Origin of the sequence: Pseudomonas sp. GGS8, from assembly GCF_024168645.1 — a bacterium.
GTDB lineage: Bacteria > Pseudomonadota > Gammaproteobacteria > Pseudomonadales > Pseudomonadaceae > Aquipseudomonas.
In genome coordinates this window covers 238424-257305 of record NZ_JALJWF010000001.1, presented here as the reverse complement: position 1 = coordinate 257305, position 18882 = coordinate 238424, and the positions used below count along the sequence as shown (strand labels likewise).

Here is an 18882-nt window from a genome sequence, read left to right as displayed (position 1 = left end):
CAACAGAATCGGTCGATAGCTACTCTTCGAACACTGGCAGCAATTGGCTAAAAAGCGGCTATCCAGTGTCTTCGAATCCAAGGCCGATTCAGTAGGGGCGTCTTCGGAGGGGCACTGCCGACCTCCGTTACGCGATTCCACGTAAAGATGTGTAGTGATCGATTTGCGCCCGCCATTCTCGCGCCCTCTGCTTTTATTAGCTATTTGCTAATTTGCCGCCTGGACATCGCGCCGCTGTACAGGATGCTGCCTCTGTAGATTTACAGATTTTTCAAAGGAATCTTGCTGGCTCGCTGAATCGGTGAGCATTTCACCAATTCAAAAACGTAAGCGAGTCGAGATTTATCTCTGTAAATCAGCATGTTGGCCATGATGGATGTTTGGAGGTAGGAGGTTGCTCCAGATAATGGTTCGAACCTGCCCTGGGACACCACATATTTGAAAGCCCCACACAGAGTGATCTGGTGGGGCTTTTTTGTGGCTTTCTATCGGTGGATAGCTGACTAAAAATTTTCAGCCCCACCTTCGGCCTTGCCAATCGATGTGCTCACTTGCGTGATATGTCGACGTCCGTTGACCGAATAACTGCGTTCCTGGTCTTCAGATCCCGGTTTGCGCAACGTCAGTAATGCAGACAGTCCGTTCTTGTCGCCATAACTCCCGTACCAATTGATCAGTCTTGCGATGAAGCAGTCATTGCCGATGACCACTGGCAGATCGGCGACGGGTTCGACCGCGTAGTAACTCGCTCCGAAGCTGTAATAGTCATCACTGTCTTGTACTGAACGGGGAATGGGGCAGATCGGAGTTTTCTGTCGGCCAGTCTCCAGGGCTTCACCTGCATTCACTTTGATCAAGGCTTTCGCGAGTACCTTTTGCAGGACAGGCTCCAGCTCGAAAGCGGTGGTGCCGTCCTCCAGATATTGAGTGTGGGGCACTGTCAGTTGATAGCCGTAGCGAACGGTCAGTGTAGGCACTTTGTTATTGATCTTCAGGGGATTGAGAAGAAAGACTTGGTCAACGCCGTAGCTACCGTTTCGGTAGGCGACGTACATTTTTCCGCGAGCCTTGATCCAGTTCACGGATTGGTTGGCGCCGCGTTCATTGGTATAAAAAAGCGAGCCGGATTCATGGGCTGGCCCCGATGTCCTGCTGATGAACCGGCCTTCGCTGCGACGGTAGGTTTGCGTGTAACTGAACATCCCGGTGCCGCCGGAATAGGTTTCAACGATGAGGTCACGCTGTCCGTCGCCGTCCATATCCATCAGCGTGTATGAGGTGTGCCCGGATTCAGCGGTGTCGTCGATGCCGGACGCTTTCAGCGCCTTCCACTCGTCCTCCGTGACATCTTGGGGAATACTCTTGGGAAAGAGGGTTTGCTCATCTTCACCCGGGTCGCCAGGGAATGACGTTGTGCTGCTGTCGAACGCCATAGAGTCGAGTGCCCGCTCCAGCGCAAACTCCGGATTGTCCTTGCTCAGGTCTTGGATGCGTTGTTGCAAATCCTCCATCACCTGTTTATCGACGTCGTCAGGTTGATAGGCAACGGTGTCGATCCATTGCACGTGCAATGCCTGCAAGCGTTCGCGATAGTGTTGGTCCAGGCAGGCAACGTCTTCGACGCATTCATTGCGTACTTTCAACCATTGGCGCTGGGATCTCTTCAGTTCAACCTGCGCCGGCGAAGCGGCGTTCATCAGCGTTCGATAGGCCGAACCCATTTGCGTATCCAGCTCATGCAGTCCTTTGTTCGCGCAAATTGTATTTTCGACAGCGTTTGCCGCTTTTGTGCAGTCCATTCCTGTCGCCAGTGCATGCTGGAAAAACAGCAGCGCGCAGGCAGATGCGATGTAGCGTCCTTTGATGTACACGATGAAATCCTTTTCCGGGGTGGTGCACATTAAACTACGCAGCCCAGAGGTTCATCCAGCGCGTTACATCCGCCGGTGAATCAACTGGTTAGGGGCATCCAGCGTGAGCGAAGGAGTTGAGTAGCTGGATTATGGTTCGACCTTCCCTGGTCTCCACGATCATCAACTGCTCAACTCCAGCCCACTATCACGCCGTCAGCGTATGCTCGGCATCCCCGAACCAGGTGCGCACCAGATCGGGCCCAGGCGTACCCGCGTGGTCAAGCACCGCCACATCGACGAAGTTCTTGCCATTGCTTGCGCCATCGGGATCCACCTTCACGGTGATGTCGTTGCCGGTCTGCACCACTTGGACAAAGTCCGACACCTGGCTGGTGCCGGCGACAAAGTTCGCCTTGAGCAGTGCGGAGAGGTCGATTTTGTCCCCTTCGGCGTAGTTGTAGTCGAGGATATGATCGCCGCCTTCATTAACATTGAAGTAGGCAAACACGTCGGCTCCCGCGCCACCGCTGAGCGTGTCTGCGCCGCCACGGCCCACGATGATGTCGTTGCCGTCGCCGCCATTGATCGTGTCTGCGAGCATGGTGCCCACCAGCGTGCCGCTGGATTCTCCGTGGTAACTGACTTGAGTGCCGGCCGCGCCGCCGTCGGTGACCTGGAAGTCTTCCGCCGAGTAATGCCCCAGCAGGTTCACCTCGGCCCGATGCACGCCGTCGTCCACTGTCAGCAGGCCGCCGGCGCCAGAGGCGTTGGTGTTGTAGCTGAGCTGGGTGTTGGCGCCGAAAGTGAGATTGCCGAACGTCAGCATGTCATTGCTCTCAAGGCCGAGGATGCCGGCCAGCGAGCCCGCTGTTTCGGCCTGTGCGATCACCAGCGTGCCCGCGCCTTCGCCGTGGAAGGCGACGGACCCGTGTGCAGCACCGGAGAAGGTCAGGGTCGCGTTACCGTCGATGGTGGCGCTGCCATCGCCGGTCACGTCGGCCAGCAGGCGCAGGTCGCCACCATTGGCCCACAGGTGGCCGGTGTTTTCGACCGTACTGGCCACCGTCATGCCGCCTGGGCCCGTGGACTCCAGCACCCCGCTGTTGGTGATGGTGTGGGTGCCGGTATCGAGCACGAGGCTGTTCAGCCCGCTGGCCATGATCAGCCCCGAATTGATCAGCACCATCTGCCCGGCACCCAACTGGCCGGCGCCGGAAATGCGGTTGTCGACGTTGTTCAGTACGGTGTCGGCACTGCCACCGAAAATCACGTTTTGCGCGTTGTCGGATAGCAGCACTTGGCCGCCACCGGTCAACGTCGCGCCACGGAACAGAACCTCAAGACTGGTCGCGCTGCCGGCGGAGCCGAGCTCGATGGTGCCGCTGTTATGGAGGCTGCCACCGAACGGCATGATCGCGCCGTCGGCAATGGTGAGGGTACCGGTGTTGTTGGTGAGCGGGTCGACATCGAACTGGAAGTTCGCTTCGCTCAAGCTCGCCGCGTCGACACCTTTCAGGGTGATCGTCTGGCCAGTGCCTATGCTGACCAGCGCATTGCCGTTTGCGTCGTTAGTGATGCTCAAGTCAGCAAAGCCGGTGACGCCTGTGAAGCCGATCAGGTCGATCTTGTCCGCCGCGGCATCGAAGTTGTAGATCTGGTTGTTGCCGATCGGCTGGGCGAAGACGAAGGTGTCGGCACCGGACGAGCCGGTCAGGTTGTCGTTGAGGGACAAGGCGAAGATTGGTGAGCCTGGGGCGTAAGCCTCTACGTTGTCCGAGATGATGGCGCTTCCTGTGGTCCCGTCTGCATTGGTCCAAGTCTCCGTTACATGCAACACCATAGCGCCGACGTAGCCTGCCGTCGTAGTGACGGTGAGTACCGAGGGATCGATAGTGGTGACCGACCAACTGCCGCCGCCGAGATGCGTGGCGCCGTTCACTATCCAGTCCGCTGGAACACCGGTGATCGTTACCGTGACAGGAAGACTGTGATCCGCCGACGGGTTGACCAGAGCCAAGTTGATCGGCTCGCCGGCGGTGCCTGCCGGGTGAGTGACCGACCATGTAACGCTGGTCGTGCTGAACGCGCTGGCACCCCCGCCTGAGCCAGGGTCGATCTTCGTCGCAAACGTGCCCGACGTCTGATCCCACGCCTTGTAGGTTAGATCTCCCGCATTTCCGTTACCGGTCATGCGTACTAAGTCTCCGCTACGCAGCAGCAGCGCCGAGTTCGTACTTACCGTGCCGACATCTGTCCACGTCGATCCACTGTCTGTTGAGTACTGCCACTTGCCAGTAGAGCCATTTGTGCGGGTCGCAGCGGTGATCGCGATGCCCTTCAGTGCACCACTGTCCACATCAGTGGAACTCAGGAACGAACTCACCAACACCCCGCCGCTGACATTGACCGACGTCGGAGCTGTCCCGGACAGTACCGGCGCGTCATTGACCGCGGTGATGTTGATGTTGATCGTGTCGCTGTCGCTCAACGCACCACCAGTGCCCGTGTTGCCGCCGTCATTGGTCAGCATGGTCAGGGTGACCGTACCGTTGGCATTGGCAGCCGGGGTGTAGGTCGGCTGGTTGGCGACCGTGGCCAGGTAAGTGTTGATGTTGGTGAGGGTACCGGTGAGCACGATGCTGCTGGTGCCCGAGCCGCTGATCGTGACACTGCCTGCTGTCGCGGCCGTTAACGAGCCGCTGTCGACCGTGAGCGTGACCGAGATGCTGCCAGCGCCTGCGTCGACGTCTGCCACCGACAGGCCGCTGAGCTTGAATGCAGTGTCTTCATTCGTCGTGTAGCTTGCCGGCAACGTGTTCACCGGTGTGTCGTTGATCGCGGTGATGTTGATGTTGATCGTGTCGCTGTCGCTCAACGCACCACCAGTGCCCGTGTTGCCGCCGTCATTGGTCAGCATGGTCAGGGTGACCGTACCGTTGGCATTGGCAGCCGGGGTGTAGGTCGGCTGGTTGGCGACCGTGGCCAGGTAAGTGTTGATGTTGGTGAGGGTACCGGTGAGCACGATGCTGCTGGTGCCTGAGCCGCTGACCGAGACACTGCCCGCTGTCGCGGCCGTCAACGAGCCGCTGCCGACCGTGAGCGTAACCGAGATGCTGCCAGCGCCTGCGTCGACGTCTGCCACCGACAGGCCGCTGAGCTTGAATGCGGTGTCTTCATTCGTCGTGTAGCTTGCCGGCAGCGTGTTCACCGGTGCGTCATTGAGCGCGGTGATGTTGATGTTGATCGTGTCGCTGTCGCTCAGCGCACCACCAGTGCCCGTGTTGCCGCCGTCATTGGTCAGCATGGTCAGGGTGACCGTACCGTTGGCATTGGCAGTCGGGGTGTAGGTCGGCTGGTTGGCGACCGTGGCCAGGTAAGTGTTGATATTGGCGAGGGTACCGGTGAGCACGATGCTGCTGGTGCCTGAGCCGCTGACCGAGACAATGCCCGCTGTCGCGGCCGTCAACGAGCCGCTGCCGACCGTGAGCGTGACCGAGATGCTGCCAGCGCCTGCGTCGACGTCTGCCACCGACAGGCCGCTGAGCTTGAATGCGGTGTCTTCATTCGTCGTGTAGCTTGCCGGCAGCGTGTTCACCGGTGCGTCATTGAGCGCGGTGATGTTGATGTTGATCGTGTCGCTGTCGCTCAGCGCACCACCAGTGCCCGTGTTGCCGCCGTCATTGGTCAGCATGGTCAGGGTGACCGTACCGTTGGCATTGGCAGTCGGGGTGTAGGTCGGCTGGTTGGCGACCGTTGCCAGGTAAGTGTTGATGTTGGTGAGGGTACCCGTGAGCACGATGCTGCTGGTGCCCGAGCCACTGACCGAGACACTGCCTGCTCCCGCGACCGTCAAGGTGCCGCTGCCGACCGTGAGCGTGACCGAGATGCTGCCAGCGCCTGCGTCGACGTCTGCCACCGACAGGCCGCTGAGCTTGAATGCGGTGTCTTCATTCGTCGTGTAGCTTGCCGGCAGCGTGTTCACCGGTGCGTCGTTGACCGCGGTGATGTTGATGTTGATCGTGTCGCTGTCGCTCAGCGCACCACCAGTGCCCGTGTTGCCGCCGTCATTGGTCAGCATGGTCAGGGTGACCGTACCGTTGGCATTGGCAGCCGGGGTGTAGGTCGGCTGGTTGGCGACCGTGGCCAGGTAAGTGTTGATGTTGGCGAGGGTACCCGTGAGCACGATGCTGCTGGTGCCTGAGCCGCTGACCGAGACACTGCCCGCTGTCGCGGCCGTCAACGAGCCGCTGCCGACCGTGAGCGTAACCGAGATGTTGCCAGCGCCTGCGTCGACGTCTGCCACCGACAGGCCGCTGAGCTTGAATGCGGCGTCTTCATTCGTCGTGTAGCTTGCCGGCAACGTGTTCACCGGCGTGTCGTTGAGTGCGGTGATGCCGATGGTGACGCTGTGCGAGATGCTGCTGTCGATGCCGTCGCTGACCAGAACGTTCACTGTCCGATCAGAAGTGGTCGGCGTATTGCTGGAGTTGTTGTAGAGGATGCCGTCCAGAATTGTCTGGTATGTGGCTTTACTGGCCGAACCGGTGATCGACAGCACGCCGGTGCTGGTGGTGTAGCTAACCGTCAGGCCGGCCGCTGCGGTAGTGGCGCTCGCGTTAAGCGATAGCGACTCGGTGGTGTTGCCGTCAGGGCGCACCGTCAGCGTCGCCGTCATCGAGGTCAGGTTGGCCGAGTCGACGTCGGTGATGGTCGCCGACGGGGCGATCAGCACGGAGGTCTGTTCGGTGAAAGCTGCGGTCGCGTCGTTGCCGGCGCTTCCACCGTTCAGGTCGGTTACCGGTGCATCGTTAGTGCCGTTGATGGTGACGCTGACTGAGGTCTCGGTGCCATCAGCACTGAATACCGCGAAGGTGTCGGTCAGGCTGTCGCCGACATTGAGTGCATCGAAGGCCGAGTTGGCGGTATAGCTCCAGTTACCCGCGGCATCGATGGCGAAGGCTCCGTTGGCGCCAGCGGTGCCGGACTGCGCCTGGAAGCTTTCCGGGCTGTCGATATCGCTGATGGTCAGGCTGCCGCCGGTGGTCAGCGGAGCATTGGTTTCGGTCAGCGTGACGCTGGCCGAGGACAGCACTGCGGCGTCGTTGCTGCCGGTGACGGTCACGGTCACCTGCTGGGTGTCGACGCCGCCGAGGCCATCGCTGACCTGCACGCTGAACACTTCGTCGTGAGTCTCGCCGGCCTTCAGCGATTGCACCGCACTGGCAACGCCATCGGTGCCGTTGGTCAGGGTGTAAGTCCATTGGCCGGTGCTGTCCACGGCGATCGAGCCGTAGCTGCCGGTATTGGACCCGGCAATGCTCCAGGTGGCGGTGGCCGCATGATCGATGTCGCTCGAGTTGAACTGGCCGCTGACGCTGAGGCTGGTGTCTTCCTGCACCGCGCCCACTTCATTACCCGACGCGAAACTGAGCACCGGCGCATCGTTGCTGCCGGTGACGGTGACGGTCACCTGCTGGGTGTCGATACCGCCGAGGCCATCGCTGACCTGGATGGTGAACACTTCATTGTGACTCTCGCCGGCCTTCAGTGATTGCACGGCACTGGCGACACCGTCGGTGCCGTTGGCCAGGGTATAAGTCCATTGGCCGCCGCTGCTGTCGACGGTGATCGAGCCATAAGTGCCGGTATTGGACCCGGCAATGCTCCAGGTGGCGGTGGCCGCGTGATCGATGTCGCTCGAGCTGAACTGGCCACTGACGCTGAGGCTGCTGTCTTCCTGCACCGCGCCCACTTCATTACCCGACGCGAAACTGAGCACCGGCGCGTCGTTGCTGCCGGTGACGGTGACGCTCACCTGCTGGGTGTCGACGCCGCCCAAGCCGTCGCTGACCTGGATGGTGAACACTTCATCGTGACTCTCGCCGGCCTTCAGCGATTGCACGGCACTGGCGACACCGTCGGTGCCGTTGGCCAACGTGTAGGTCCATTGGCCGGTGCTGTCCACGGCGATGGAACCGTAGCTGCCGGTATTGGACCCGGCAATGCTCCAGGTCGCGGTGGCCGCGTGGTCGATGTCGGTCGAGTTGAACTGGCCGCTGACGCTGAGGGTGCTGTCTTCCTGCACCGCGCCGGCATCGTTGCCACTGGCGAAACTGAGTACGGGGGCGTCGTTGCTGCCGGTGACGGTCACGGTCACCTGCTGGGTGTCGACACCGCCGAGGCCATCGCTGACCTGGATGGTGAACACTTCGTCATGACTCTCGCCGGCCTTCAGCGATTGCACGGCACTGGCGACACCATCGGTACCGTTGGCCAGGGTGTAAGTCCACTGGCCGGTGCTGTCGACGGCGATCGAGCCGTAGCTGCCGGTGTTGGACCCGGCAATGCTCCAGGTCGCGGTGGCCGCGTGGTCGATGTCGGTCGAGTTGAACTGGCCGCTGACGCTGAGGGTGCTGTCTTCCTGCACCGCGCCGGCATCGTTGCCACTGGCGAAACTGAGCACCGGTGCGTCGTTGCTGCCGGTGACGGTCACGGTCACCTGCTGGGTGTCGACGCCACCCAGGCCATCGCTGACCTGCACGCTGAACACCTCGTCGTGACTTTCACCGGCTTTCAACGACTGCACGGCACTGGCGACACCATCGGTGCCATTGGCCAGGGTGTAAGTCCACTGGCCCGTGCTGTCCACGGCGATCGAGCCGTAAGTGCCGGTGTTGGACCCGGCAATGCTCCAGGTCGCGGTGGCCGCGTGGTCGATGTCGATCGAGTTGAACTGGCCACTGACGCTGAGGATGCTGTCTTCCTGCACGGCGCCGACATCGTTGCCCGACGCGAAGCTCAGCACCGGTGCGTCATTGCTGCCGGTGACGGTGACAGTCACCTGCTGGGTGGCGACACCGCCGAGGCCATCGCTGACCTGCACACTGAATACTTCGTCGTGAGTCTCGCCGGCCTGCAGCGACTGCACCGCACTGGCGACGCCATCGGTGCCGTTGGCCAACGTGTAGGTCCATTGGCCGCTGCTGTCGACGGCGATCGAGCCATAGGTTCCAGTTGCCGAGCCATTGATGGTCCAGGTCGCGGTGGCCGCGTGGTCGATGTCGGTCGAGTTGAACTGGCCGCTGACGCTGAGGGTGGTGTCTTCCTGCACGGCGCCGACATCGTTGCCGCTGGCGAAACTGAGCACCGGTGCGTCGTTGCTGCCGGTGACGGTCACGGTCACCTGCTGGGTGTCGACACCGCCGAGGCCATCGCTGACCTGGATGGTGAACACTTCGTCATGACTCTCGCCGGCCTGCAGCGACTGCACCGCACTGGCGACGCCATCGCTGCCGTTGGCCAGGGTGTAAGTCCATTGGCCGGTGCTGTCCACGGCGATCGAGCCGTAGCTGCCGGTGTTGGACCCGGCAATGCTCCAGGTGGCGGTGGCCCCATGATCGATGTCGCTTGAACTGAACTGGCCACTGACGCTGAGGGTAGTGTCTTCCTGCACCGCGCCGACATCGTTGCCGTTCGCGAAACTGAGCACTGGCGCGTCGTTGCTGCCGGTGACGGTCACGGTCACCTGCTGAGTGTCGACACCGCCCAAGCCATCACGGACCTGCACACTGAACACTTCATCGTGAGTCTCGCCGGCCTGCAGCGATTGCACCGCACTGGCGACGCCATCGGTGCCGTTGGCCAACGTGTAGGTCCATTGGCCGGTGCTGTCCACGGCGATCGAGCCATAGGTTCCAGTTGCCGAGCCATTAATGCTCCAGGTCGCGGTGGCTGCATGATCGATGTCGCTTGAACTGAACTGGCCGCTGACGCTGAGGGTAGTGTCTTCCTGCACCGCGCCGACATCATTGCCCGACGCGAAGCTGAGCACCGGCGCGTCATTGCTGCCGGTGACGGTGACGGTCACTTGCTGGGTGTCGACGCCGCCGAGGCCGTCGCTGACCTGGATGGTGAACACCTCATCATGACTCTCGCCGGCTTTCAGCGATTGCACGGCACTGGCGACACCGTCGGTGCCGTTGGCCAGGGTGTAGGTCCATTTACCGGCGCCGTCGACGGCGATGGAACCGTAGCTGCCGGTGTTGGACCCGGCAATGCTCCAGGTGGCGGTGGCGTCGTGGTCGATATCGGCCGAGTTGAACTGGCCGCTGACGCTGAGGGTAGTGTCTTCCTGCACCGCGCCGACATCATTGCCGCTCGCGAAGCTGAGCACCGGCGCATCGTTGCTGCCGGTGACAGTGACGGTTACCTGCTGGGTGGCGACACCGCCGAGGCCATCGCTGACCTGGACGCTGAACACCTCGTCATGACTCTCGCCGGCCTTCAGCGATTGCACCGCGCTGGCAACACCATCGGTGCCATTGGCCAGGGTGTAGGTCCATTGGCCGCTGCTGTCCACGGCGATCGAGCCATAGGTTCCAGTTGCCGATCCATTGATCGACCAGGTGGCGGTGGCTGCATGATCGATGTCGCTTGAGCTGAACTGGCCACTGACGCTAAGGGTGCTGTCCTCCTGCACTGCGCCGGCATCGTTGCCCGACGCGAAGCTGAGCACCGGCGCGTCATTGCTGCCGGTGACGGTGACGGTCACTTGCTGGGTGTCGACGCCGCCGAGGCCGTCGCTGACCTGGATGGTGAACACCTCATCATGACTCTCGCCGGCTTTCAGCGATTGCACGGCACTGGCGACACCGTCGGTGCCGTTGGCCAGGGTGTAGGTCCATTTACCGGCGCCGTCGACGGCGATCGAGCCGTAGCTGCCGGTGTTGGACCCGGCAATGCTCCAGGTGGCGGTGGCGTCGTGGTCGATATCGGCCGAGTTGAACTGGCCGCTGACGCTGAGGGTAGTGTCTTCCTGCACCGCGCCGACATCATTGCCGCTCGCGAAGCTGAGCACCGGCGCATCGTTGCTGCCGGTGACAGTGACGGTTACCTGCTGGGTGGCGACACCGCCGAGGCCATCGCTGACCTGCACACTGAACACCTCGTCGTGGCTCTCGCCGGCCTGCAGCGACTGCACCGCACTGGCGACGCCATCGGTGCCGTTGGCCAACGTGTAGGTCCATTGGCCGGTGCTGTCCACGGCGATCGAGCCATAGGTTCCAGTTGCCGAGCCATTAATGCTCCAGGTCGCGGTGGCTGCATGATCGATGTCGCTTGAACTGAACTGGCCGCTGACGCTGAGGGTAGTGTCTTCCTGCACCGCGCCGACATCATTGCCGCTCGCGAAGCTGAGCACCGGCGCGTCGTTGCTGCCGGTGACAGTGACGGTTACCTGCTGGGTGGCGACACCGCCGAGGCCATCGCTGACCTGGACGCTGAACACCTCGTCATGACTCTCGCCGGCCTTCAGCGATTGCACCGCGCTGGCAACACCATCGGTGCCATTGGCCAGGGTGTAGGTCCATTGGCCGGTGCTGTCGACGGCGATGGAACCGTAAGTGCCGGTAGCTGTTCCGGCAATGCTCCAGGTCGCGGTGGCCGCATGATCGATATCGGCCGAGCTGAACTGGCCGCTGACGCTGAGGGTGGTGTCTTCCTGCACCGCGCCAAGCTCGTTGCCGCTGGCGAAACTGAGCACCGGCGCATCGTTGCTGCCGGTGACGATGACAGTTACCTGCTGGGTGTCGACGCCGCCGAGGCCATCGCTGACCTGGATGCTGAACACCTCGTCGTGGCTCTCGCCGGCCTTCAGCGATTGCACGGCACTGGCGACGCCGTCGCTGCCGTTGGCCAGGGTATAAGTCCATTGGCCAGTGCTGTCGACGGCGATCGAGCCGTAGGTTCCAGTTGCCGAGCCATTGATGGACCAGGTGGCGGTGGCCGCGTGATCGATGTCGGTCGAGTTGAACTGGCCGCTGACGCTGAGGGTGGTGTCTTCCTGCACGGCGCCGACATCGTTGCCGCTGGCGAAGCTGAGTACGGGGGCGTCGTTGCTGCCGGTGACGGTCACGGTCACCTGTTGGGTGTCGACGCCACCCAGGCCATCGCTGACCTGCACGCTGAACACCTCTTCGTGACTTTCGCCGGCCTTCAGTGACTGCACGGCACTGGCGACGCCGTCGGTGCCGTTGGCCAGGGTGTAGGTCCACTGGCCAGTGCTGTCGACGGCGATGGAGCCGTAAGTACCGGTATTGGATCCGGCAATGCTCCAGGTGGCGGTGGCATCGTGGTCGATGTCGGCCGAGCTGAACTGGCCGCTGACGCTGAGGGTGGTGTCTTCCTGCACCGCGCCAAGCTCGTTGCCGCTGGCGAAGCTGAGCACCGGCGCATCGTTGCTGCCGGTGACGGTGACAGTCACCTGCTGGGTGTCGACGCCGCCGAGGCCATCGCTGACCTGCACGCTGAACACTTCGTCATGACTCTCGCCGGCCTTCAGCGATTGCACGGCACTGGCAACGCCATCGCTGCCGTTGGCCAGGGTATAGGTCCATTGGCCCGTGCTGTCGACGGCGATCGAGCCGTAGCTGCCAGTTGCCGAACCATTGATGGTCCAGGTGGCGGTGGCATCGTGGTCGATGTCGGCCGAGCTGAACTGGCCGCTGACGCTGAGGGTGGTGTCTTCCTGCACCGCGCCAAGCTCGTTGCCGCTGGCGAAACTGAGCACCGGCGCATCGTTGCTGCCGGTGACGATGACAGTTACCTGCTGGGTGTCGACGCCGCCGAGGCCATCGCTGACCTGGATGCTGAACACCTCGTCGTGGCTCTCGCCGGCCTTCAGCGATTGCACGGCACTGGCGACGCCGTCGCTGCCGTTGGCCAGGGTATAAGTCCATTGGCCAGTGCTGTCGACGGCGATCGAGCCGTAGGTTCCAGTTGCCGAGCCATTGATGGACCAGGTGGCGGTGGCCGCGTGATCGATGTCGGTCGAGTTGAACTGGCCGCTGACGCTGAGGGTGGTGTCTTCCTGCACGGCGCCGACATTGTTGCCGCTGGCGAAGCTGAGTACGGGGGCGTCGTTGCTGCCGGTGACGGTCACGGTCACCTGTTGGGTGTCGACGCCACCCAGGCCATCGCTGACCTGCACGCTGAACACCTCTTCGTGACTTTCGCCGGCCTTCAGTGACTGCACGGCACTGGCGACGCCGTCGGTGCCGTTGGCCAGGGTGTAGGTCCACTGGCCAGTGCTGTCGACGGCGATGGAGCCGTAAGTACCGGTATTGGACCCGGCAATGCTCCAGGTGGCGGTAGCCGCGTGGTCGATGTCGCTTGAACTGAACTGGCCACTGACGCTGAGCGTGCTGTCCTCCTGCACCGCGCCCACATCGTTGCCCGACGCGAAGCTCAGCACCGGCGCGTCGTTGCTGCCGGTGACAGTGACGGTTACCTGCTGGGTGTCGACACCGCCGAGGCCATCGCTGACCTGGATGGTGAACACTTCGTCATGACTCTCGCCGGCCTTCAGCGACTGCACGGCACTGGCGACACCGTCGGTGCCATTGGCCAGGGTGTAAGTCCACTGGCCCGTGCTGTCGACGGCGATCGAGCCGTAGGTTCCAGTTGCCGAGCCATTGATGGTCCAGGTGGCGGTGGCCGCGTGGTCGATGTCGATCGAGTTGAACTGGCCACTGACGCTGAGGGTGGTGTCCTCCTGCACCGCGCCGGCATCGTTGCCACTGGCGAAACTGAGTACGGGGGCGTCGTTGCTGCCGGTGACGGTCACGGTCACCTGCTGGGTGTCGACACCGCCGAGGCCATCGCTGACCTGGATGGTGAACACTTCGTCATGACTCTCGCCGGCCTTCAGCGATTGCACCGCACTGGCGACGCCATCGGTGCCGTTGGCCAACGTGTAAGTCCATTGGCCGCTGCTGTCGACGGCGATCGAGCCGTAGGTTCCAGTTGCCGAGCCATTGATGGTCCAGGTGGCGGTGGCCGCGTGGTCGATGTCGCTTGAGTTGAACTGGCCGCTGACGCTGAGGCTGGTGTCTTCTTGCACCGCGCCCACTTCATTACCCGACGCGAAACTGAGTACTGGCGCATCGTTGCTGCCGGTGACGGTCACGGTCACCTGTTGGGTGTCGACGCCGCCCAGGCCATCACTGACCTGGATGGTGAACACTTCGTCGTGGCTCTCGCCGGCCTGCAGCGATTGCACGACACTGGCGACACCATCGGTGCCATTGGCCAGGGTGTAAGTCCACTGGCCAGTGCTGTCGACGGCGATTGAGCCGTAGCTGCCAGTTGCCGATCCATTGATCGACCAGGTGGCGGTGGCCGCGTGATCGATGTCGCTTGAGCTGAACTGGCCGCTGACGCTGAGAGCAGTGTCTTCCTGCACCGCGCCGACATCGTTGCCGCTCGCGAAACTGAGCACCGGCGCGTCATTGCTGCCGGTAATGGTGATGGTCACGGTCTGCGTTGCCGAAGCAGCGTTAGCCGCGTCGCTGTCATCGGTGGCGACCACCGTGTACGAGAAGGTGATGGTTTCACCCGCGCCGAGGAAGTCGAGGTTCTGGCTGGTGCTGTAATCCCAGCTGTCCTGATCGACCGAGAAGCCGGCGACCAGTGCCGAAGCTACGCCCGCATTGAGTGTGCCGCCGTTCCAGGTGATGTCGCCGTTGGCGGTGTGTGACACGGTCACCACGTCGATGCTGTCCAGATCGGCAAAGCTCAGGGCGCCGCTGTCGCTCAGCATTGCCGCGCCATCGCCTTCGTTCATCGCGCTGGTGGTGTCGGCAATTGTCAGGGTTGGTTGGTCGTTGGTGCCGGTGATAGTCACGTCCACAGTGGAGCTCGAGAGTGCGCCGTGTTCGTCCTGCATGGTGTAGCTGAGTGTCACGTGCGCGACGGCACCCTGCGCCAGATGATCGAAGTCGCTGCCGGGGTTGAACATCAGTTGGTTGGCGACCACGCTGGCCGTGCCTTGGCCGAGCGGGGCGCTGGCGGTGTTCAGGGTGAACAGGTGACCGTCATCGACGTCGGTGTCGTTGGCCAGGACGTTGATGGTCAGGGTCTGGTTCTCTGTGCCGGCGGCGACATCGGCCACCGCGACCGGACCGTCGTTGGTGCCGGTGAGAGTCACGTCCACAGTGCTAGACGAGAGCGCGCCGTGTTCGTCCTGCATGGTGTAGCTGAGTGTCACGTGCTGGATGGCACCCTGCGCCAGATGATCGAAGTCGCTGCCGGGGGTGAACATCAGTTGGTTGGCGACCACGCTGGCCGTGCCCTGGCCGATCGGCGAACTGGCGCTGTTCAGGGTGAACAGGTGACCGTCATCGACGTCGGTGTCGTTGGCCAGCACATTGATGGTCAGGGTCTGGTTCTCTGTGCCGGCGGCGACATCGGCTACCGCGACTGGGCCGTCGTTGGTGCCGGTGATGGTCACGTCCACGGTGGAGCTCGAGAGCGCACCGTGTTCGTCCTGCATGGTGTAGCTGAGTGTCACGTGCTGGATTGCACCTTGTGCCAGATGATCGAAGTCGCTGCCTGGGGTGAACACCAGCTGGTTGGCGACCACGCTGGCGGTGCCTTGGCCGAGCGGGGCGCTGGCAGTGTTCAGGGTGAACAGATGACCGTCATCGACGTCGGTGTCGTTGGCCAGCACGTCGATGGTGAGGGTCTGGTTCTCTGTGCCGGCGGCGACATCGGCCACCGCGACCGGGCCGTCGTTAGTGCCGGTGATAGTCACGTCCACAGTGGAGCTCGAGAGCGCGCCGTGTTCGTCCTGCATGGTGTAGCTGAGTGTCACGTGCGTGACCGCACCTTGTGCCAGATGATCAAAGTCGCTGCCTGGGTTGAACACCAACTGGTTGGCGACCACGCTGGCGGTGCCTTGGCCGAGCGGCGCGCTGGCAGAGTTCAGGGTGAACAGGTGACCGTCGTCGACGTCGGTGTCGTTGGCCAGCACGTTGATGGTCAGGGTCTGGTTTTCCGTGCCGGCAGCGACATCGGCCACCGCGACTGGGCCGTCGTTGGTGCCGGTGAGAGTCACGTTCACGGTGGAGCTCGAGAGCGCGCCGTGTTCGTCCTGCATGGTGTAGCTGAGTGTCACGTGCTGGACGGCACCCTGCGCCAGATGATCGAAGTCGCTGCCGGGGGTGAACACCAACTGGTTGGCGACCACGCTGGCGGTGCCTTGGCCGAGCGGCGCGCTGGCAGTGTTCAGGGTGAACAGGTGACCGTCGTCGACGTCGGTGTCGTTGGCCAGCACGTTGATGGTCAGGGTCTGGTTTTCCGTGCCGGCGGCTGTATCGGCCACCGCGATCGGACCGTCGTTGGTTCCGGTGACGGTGACAGTCACCAGATGGGTGGCGACACCGCCGAGGCCATCGCTGACCTGCACGCTGAACACTTCGTTATGACTCTCGCCGGCCCTCAGTGATTGCACCGCACTGGCAACGCCATCGGTGCCGTTGGCCAGGGTGTAGGTCCATTTACCGGCGCCGTCGACGGCGATCGAGCCGTAAGTGCCGGTATTGGCCCCGGCAATGCTCCAGGTGGCGGTGGCCGCGTGATCGATGTCGGTCGAGCTGAACTGGCCACTGACGCTGAGGGTAGTGTCCTCCTGCACCGCACCGGCATCGTTGCCCGACGCGAAGCTCAGCACTGGCGCATCGTTGCTGCCAGTGACGGTGACAGTCACCAGATGGGTGGCGACGCCACCGAGGCCATCACTGACCTGCACGCTGAACACTTCGTTGTGACTCTCGCCGGCCCTCAGTGATTGCACGGCACTGGCGACGCCATCGGTGCCGTTGGCCAGGGTGTAGGTCCATTTACCGGCGCCGTCGACGGCGATCGAGCCGTAAGTGCCGGTATTGGACCCGGCAATGCTCCAGGTGGCGGTGGCCGCGTGATCGATGTCGGTCGAGTTGAACTGGCCACTGACGCTGAGGGTGGTGTCTTCCTTCACGGCGCCGGCATCGTTACCGGTGGCGAAACTGAGCACCGGTGCATCGTTGCTACCAGTAATGGTGATGGTCACGGTCTGCGTCGCCGAAGCAGCGTTAGCCGCACCGCTGTTGTCGGTGGCGACCACGGTGTACGAGAAGGTGACGGTTTCACCCGCGCCGAGGAAGTCGAGGTTCTGGCTGGTGCTGTAGTCCCAGCTGTTCTGATCGACCGAAAAACCGGCGACCAGTGCCGAGGCCACGCCCGCATTCAGTGTGCCGCCGCTCCAGGCGATGTCGTTGTTGGTGACGTGCGATACGGTCACCGTGTCGGTGTGGTCCGGATCGACAAAACTCAGGGCGCCGCTGTCGCTTAGTGTGGCGGTGCCATTGCCTTCGTTCATTGCGCCGGTGGTATCGGTAATCGTCAGCGTCGGCCGATCGTTGGTGCCGGTAATAGTAATGGTCACGGTCTGTACCGCGCCGTCGCCGATCGCTACGTTATAGGTCTGGGTGAGGGTCTGGCCTTCGCCCAGGAACTGCACGGCGGCGTTGTCTACCGCGAAGTGCCAGCCCAGCGAACCGCTGCCGGTGCCGGTGCTGTCGTGCAGTGGATCTGTAGTGAAGCTGCCCAGGTAGCCGGAAGCGCCCGGTGTGACGGTGACGCTATGGGTGTCGATCAAGTCGGCGTCGGTGAAGGTGATGCTGCCGTTGGCTGCGTAATCGCCGCTGTCTTCCTTGGCATCGCCGGTCTGCACGCCGCTGGTGATGTGTACCTGGTCGTTGGTGCCGGTGATGGTGATGATCACATTTTGCGTTGTCGACGAACCATGCCCATCACTGACGGTGACCACATAGGTTTCGGTAGCCGTCTGACCCTGGGCCAGGTACTGGGCTGCCGCATTGTTCACGGTGTAAGTCCAGTTAACGGTGCCGTTGGCCGCATTGGCCGCTTCCATTACAGAGGCAAGAGTGAAGTTGCCCAGCGCCGTGGTATTGCCTCCCGCCGCCACGAATGAGGCGGTATGCGTGTCGCTCAGGTCGACATCGCTAAACGCAATCGTGCCCGTCGTGCTCAGCGAGTCGGTCGGGCTCGGCGTCGTGGGCGCATCTTCGGTCACCGTGCCAGCCTGCACACCGATGTTCATCGTCACGCTGTCATTCACACCGGCAAATTGCACCTGCGCGGTGGCCCAGCTGAGGGTGCCATTGCCGAGACGAATCGCGTACGTAAAGCTGTCTGCCAGGGACGCTCCGGCAGCAAGCTCTTGAAGTTGTGCTTTGAAAGCAGTCGATAAGGTCGCGGCGTCATAGCCAACTTTGCCATCCGAGGTAATCCAGATCTTTGCCCCATTGAGGCTGGTGTCGGTACTCGTCGCCTCAATTCTGCTCGTGTCCTGGACCAGCAGATCGGCCGGGGCATAAACCTTGGTGGCAGTAGAAAGACTGGTCGCGTTATCAACTGACCAGAGTGTCTTTGCGTTGCCGCCCAGGTCATTGGACATGACATCCAGGTACACGACCCCCTGCAGGTCTTCAGTGATGGTCACGCTGTTCGTGCCAATGACACCTGTGGTGAAAATGTCGTCCTGCGCCTGCGGTGTATTGGAAAACGAGGTAACGGTGCCGCCGCTGGTCGTGGTGGTGGTAGCCATGTCTTTCTCCCGAGAATCTTTTTTTTATTGGAATCGCCAGGGACTGCTAACAGGACGAAGTCCCGTGCTTGTGCCGCTCAGAGTGTTCAGGAGCGGTGCGAGGCGGCCGACGGACATCGTCGGCCGTCCGGGCCCGACGCAATAGGCGCTGCCGGCAGAGGGACGCTGGTGTCGCGGGGGTGAAAAAGTTCGCCGCACTTGAGGAGCGAATCGCAGGAGCGGTCGGGCGAACGTGGGCCCAAGCCTGGGGCTGCGCTGCGCATGGCGCGCAATAATCTGAGAGTACCCATATGGCAGGGACCCCTGAAGTGATAGCTGGGTGAGGCCGTGTTTTGGTGCAGCACTGACTCAGGGATACGGCCTTTCCTGATATCAGTTTGATAGGTGTTTAGTTGTGGGGGCAGGCTTTGTAAAGGTGTTAAGCGAAGGTAACAGTACGACGTGCCAATATTCCGACAAGTGGGTGTTTTGGTGTCAATATTATGTCGATTTGTTTTTGGCGAAGGGGCCGCAGGCACTCAATAGTGGCGTGCCTCAAATGAGCTGAAACCCTTATGCGGCAAGGGCTGGCTGCGTAATTCC

Annotated in this window: 2 protein-coding genes; both read right to left on the bottom strand. The window is 62.1% G+C overall.

Going from position 1 to position 18882, the window contains the following annotated elements; translation table 11 throughout:
- Window positions 1-503: 503 nt before the first annotated feature.
- Window positions 504-1871 (bottom strand): lysozyme inhibitor LprI family protein, encoded by a 1368-nt coding sequence (locus J3D54_RS01135; protein ID WP_253416353.1) that lies wholly within the window; start codon window positions 1869-1871, stop codon window positions 504-506.
- Between the two features lie 187 nt (window positions 1872-2058).
- On the bottom strand, window positions 2059-18300 hold the full coding sequence (locus J3D54_RS01130; protein WP_253416352.1) for a VCBS domain-containing protein: 16242 nt from the start codon (window positions 18298-18300) through the stop codon (window positions 2059-2061).
- Between the last annotated feature and the right edge of the window lie 582 nt (window positions 18301-18882).

Bases quoted from the DNA above. Each gene is read 5' to 3' on its own strand.
- J3D54_RS01130 (WP_253416352.1), bottom strand. From the start codon at position 18,300: ATGGCTACCACCACCACGACCAGCGGCGGCACCGTTACCTCGTTTTCC.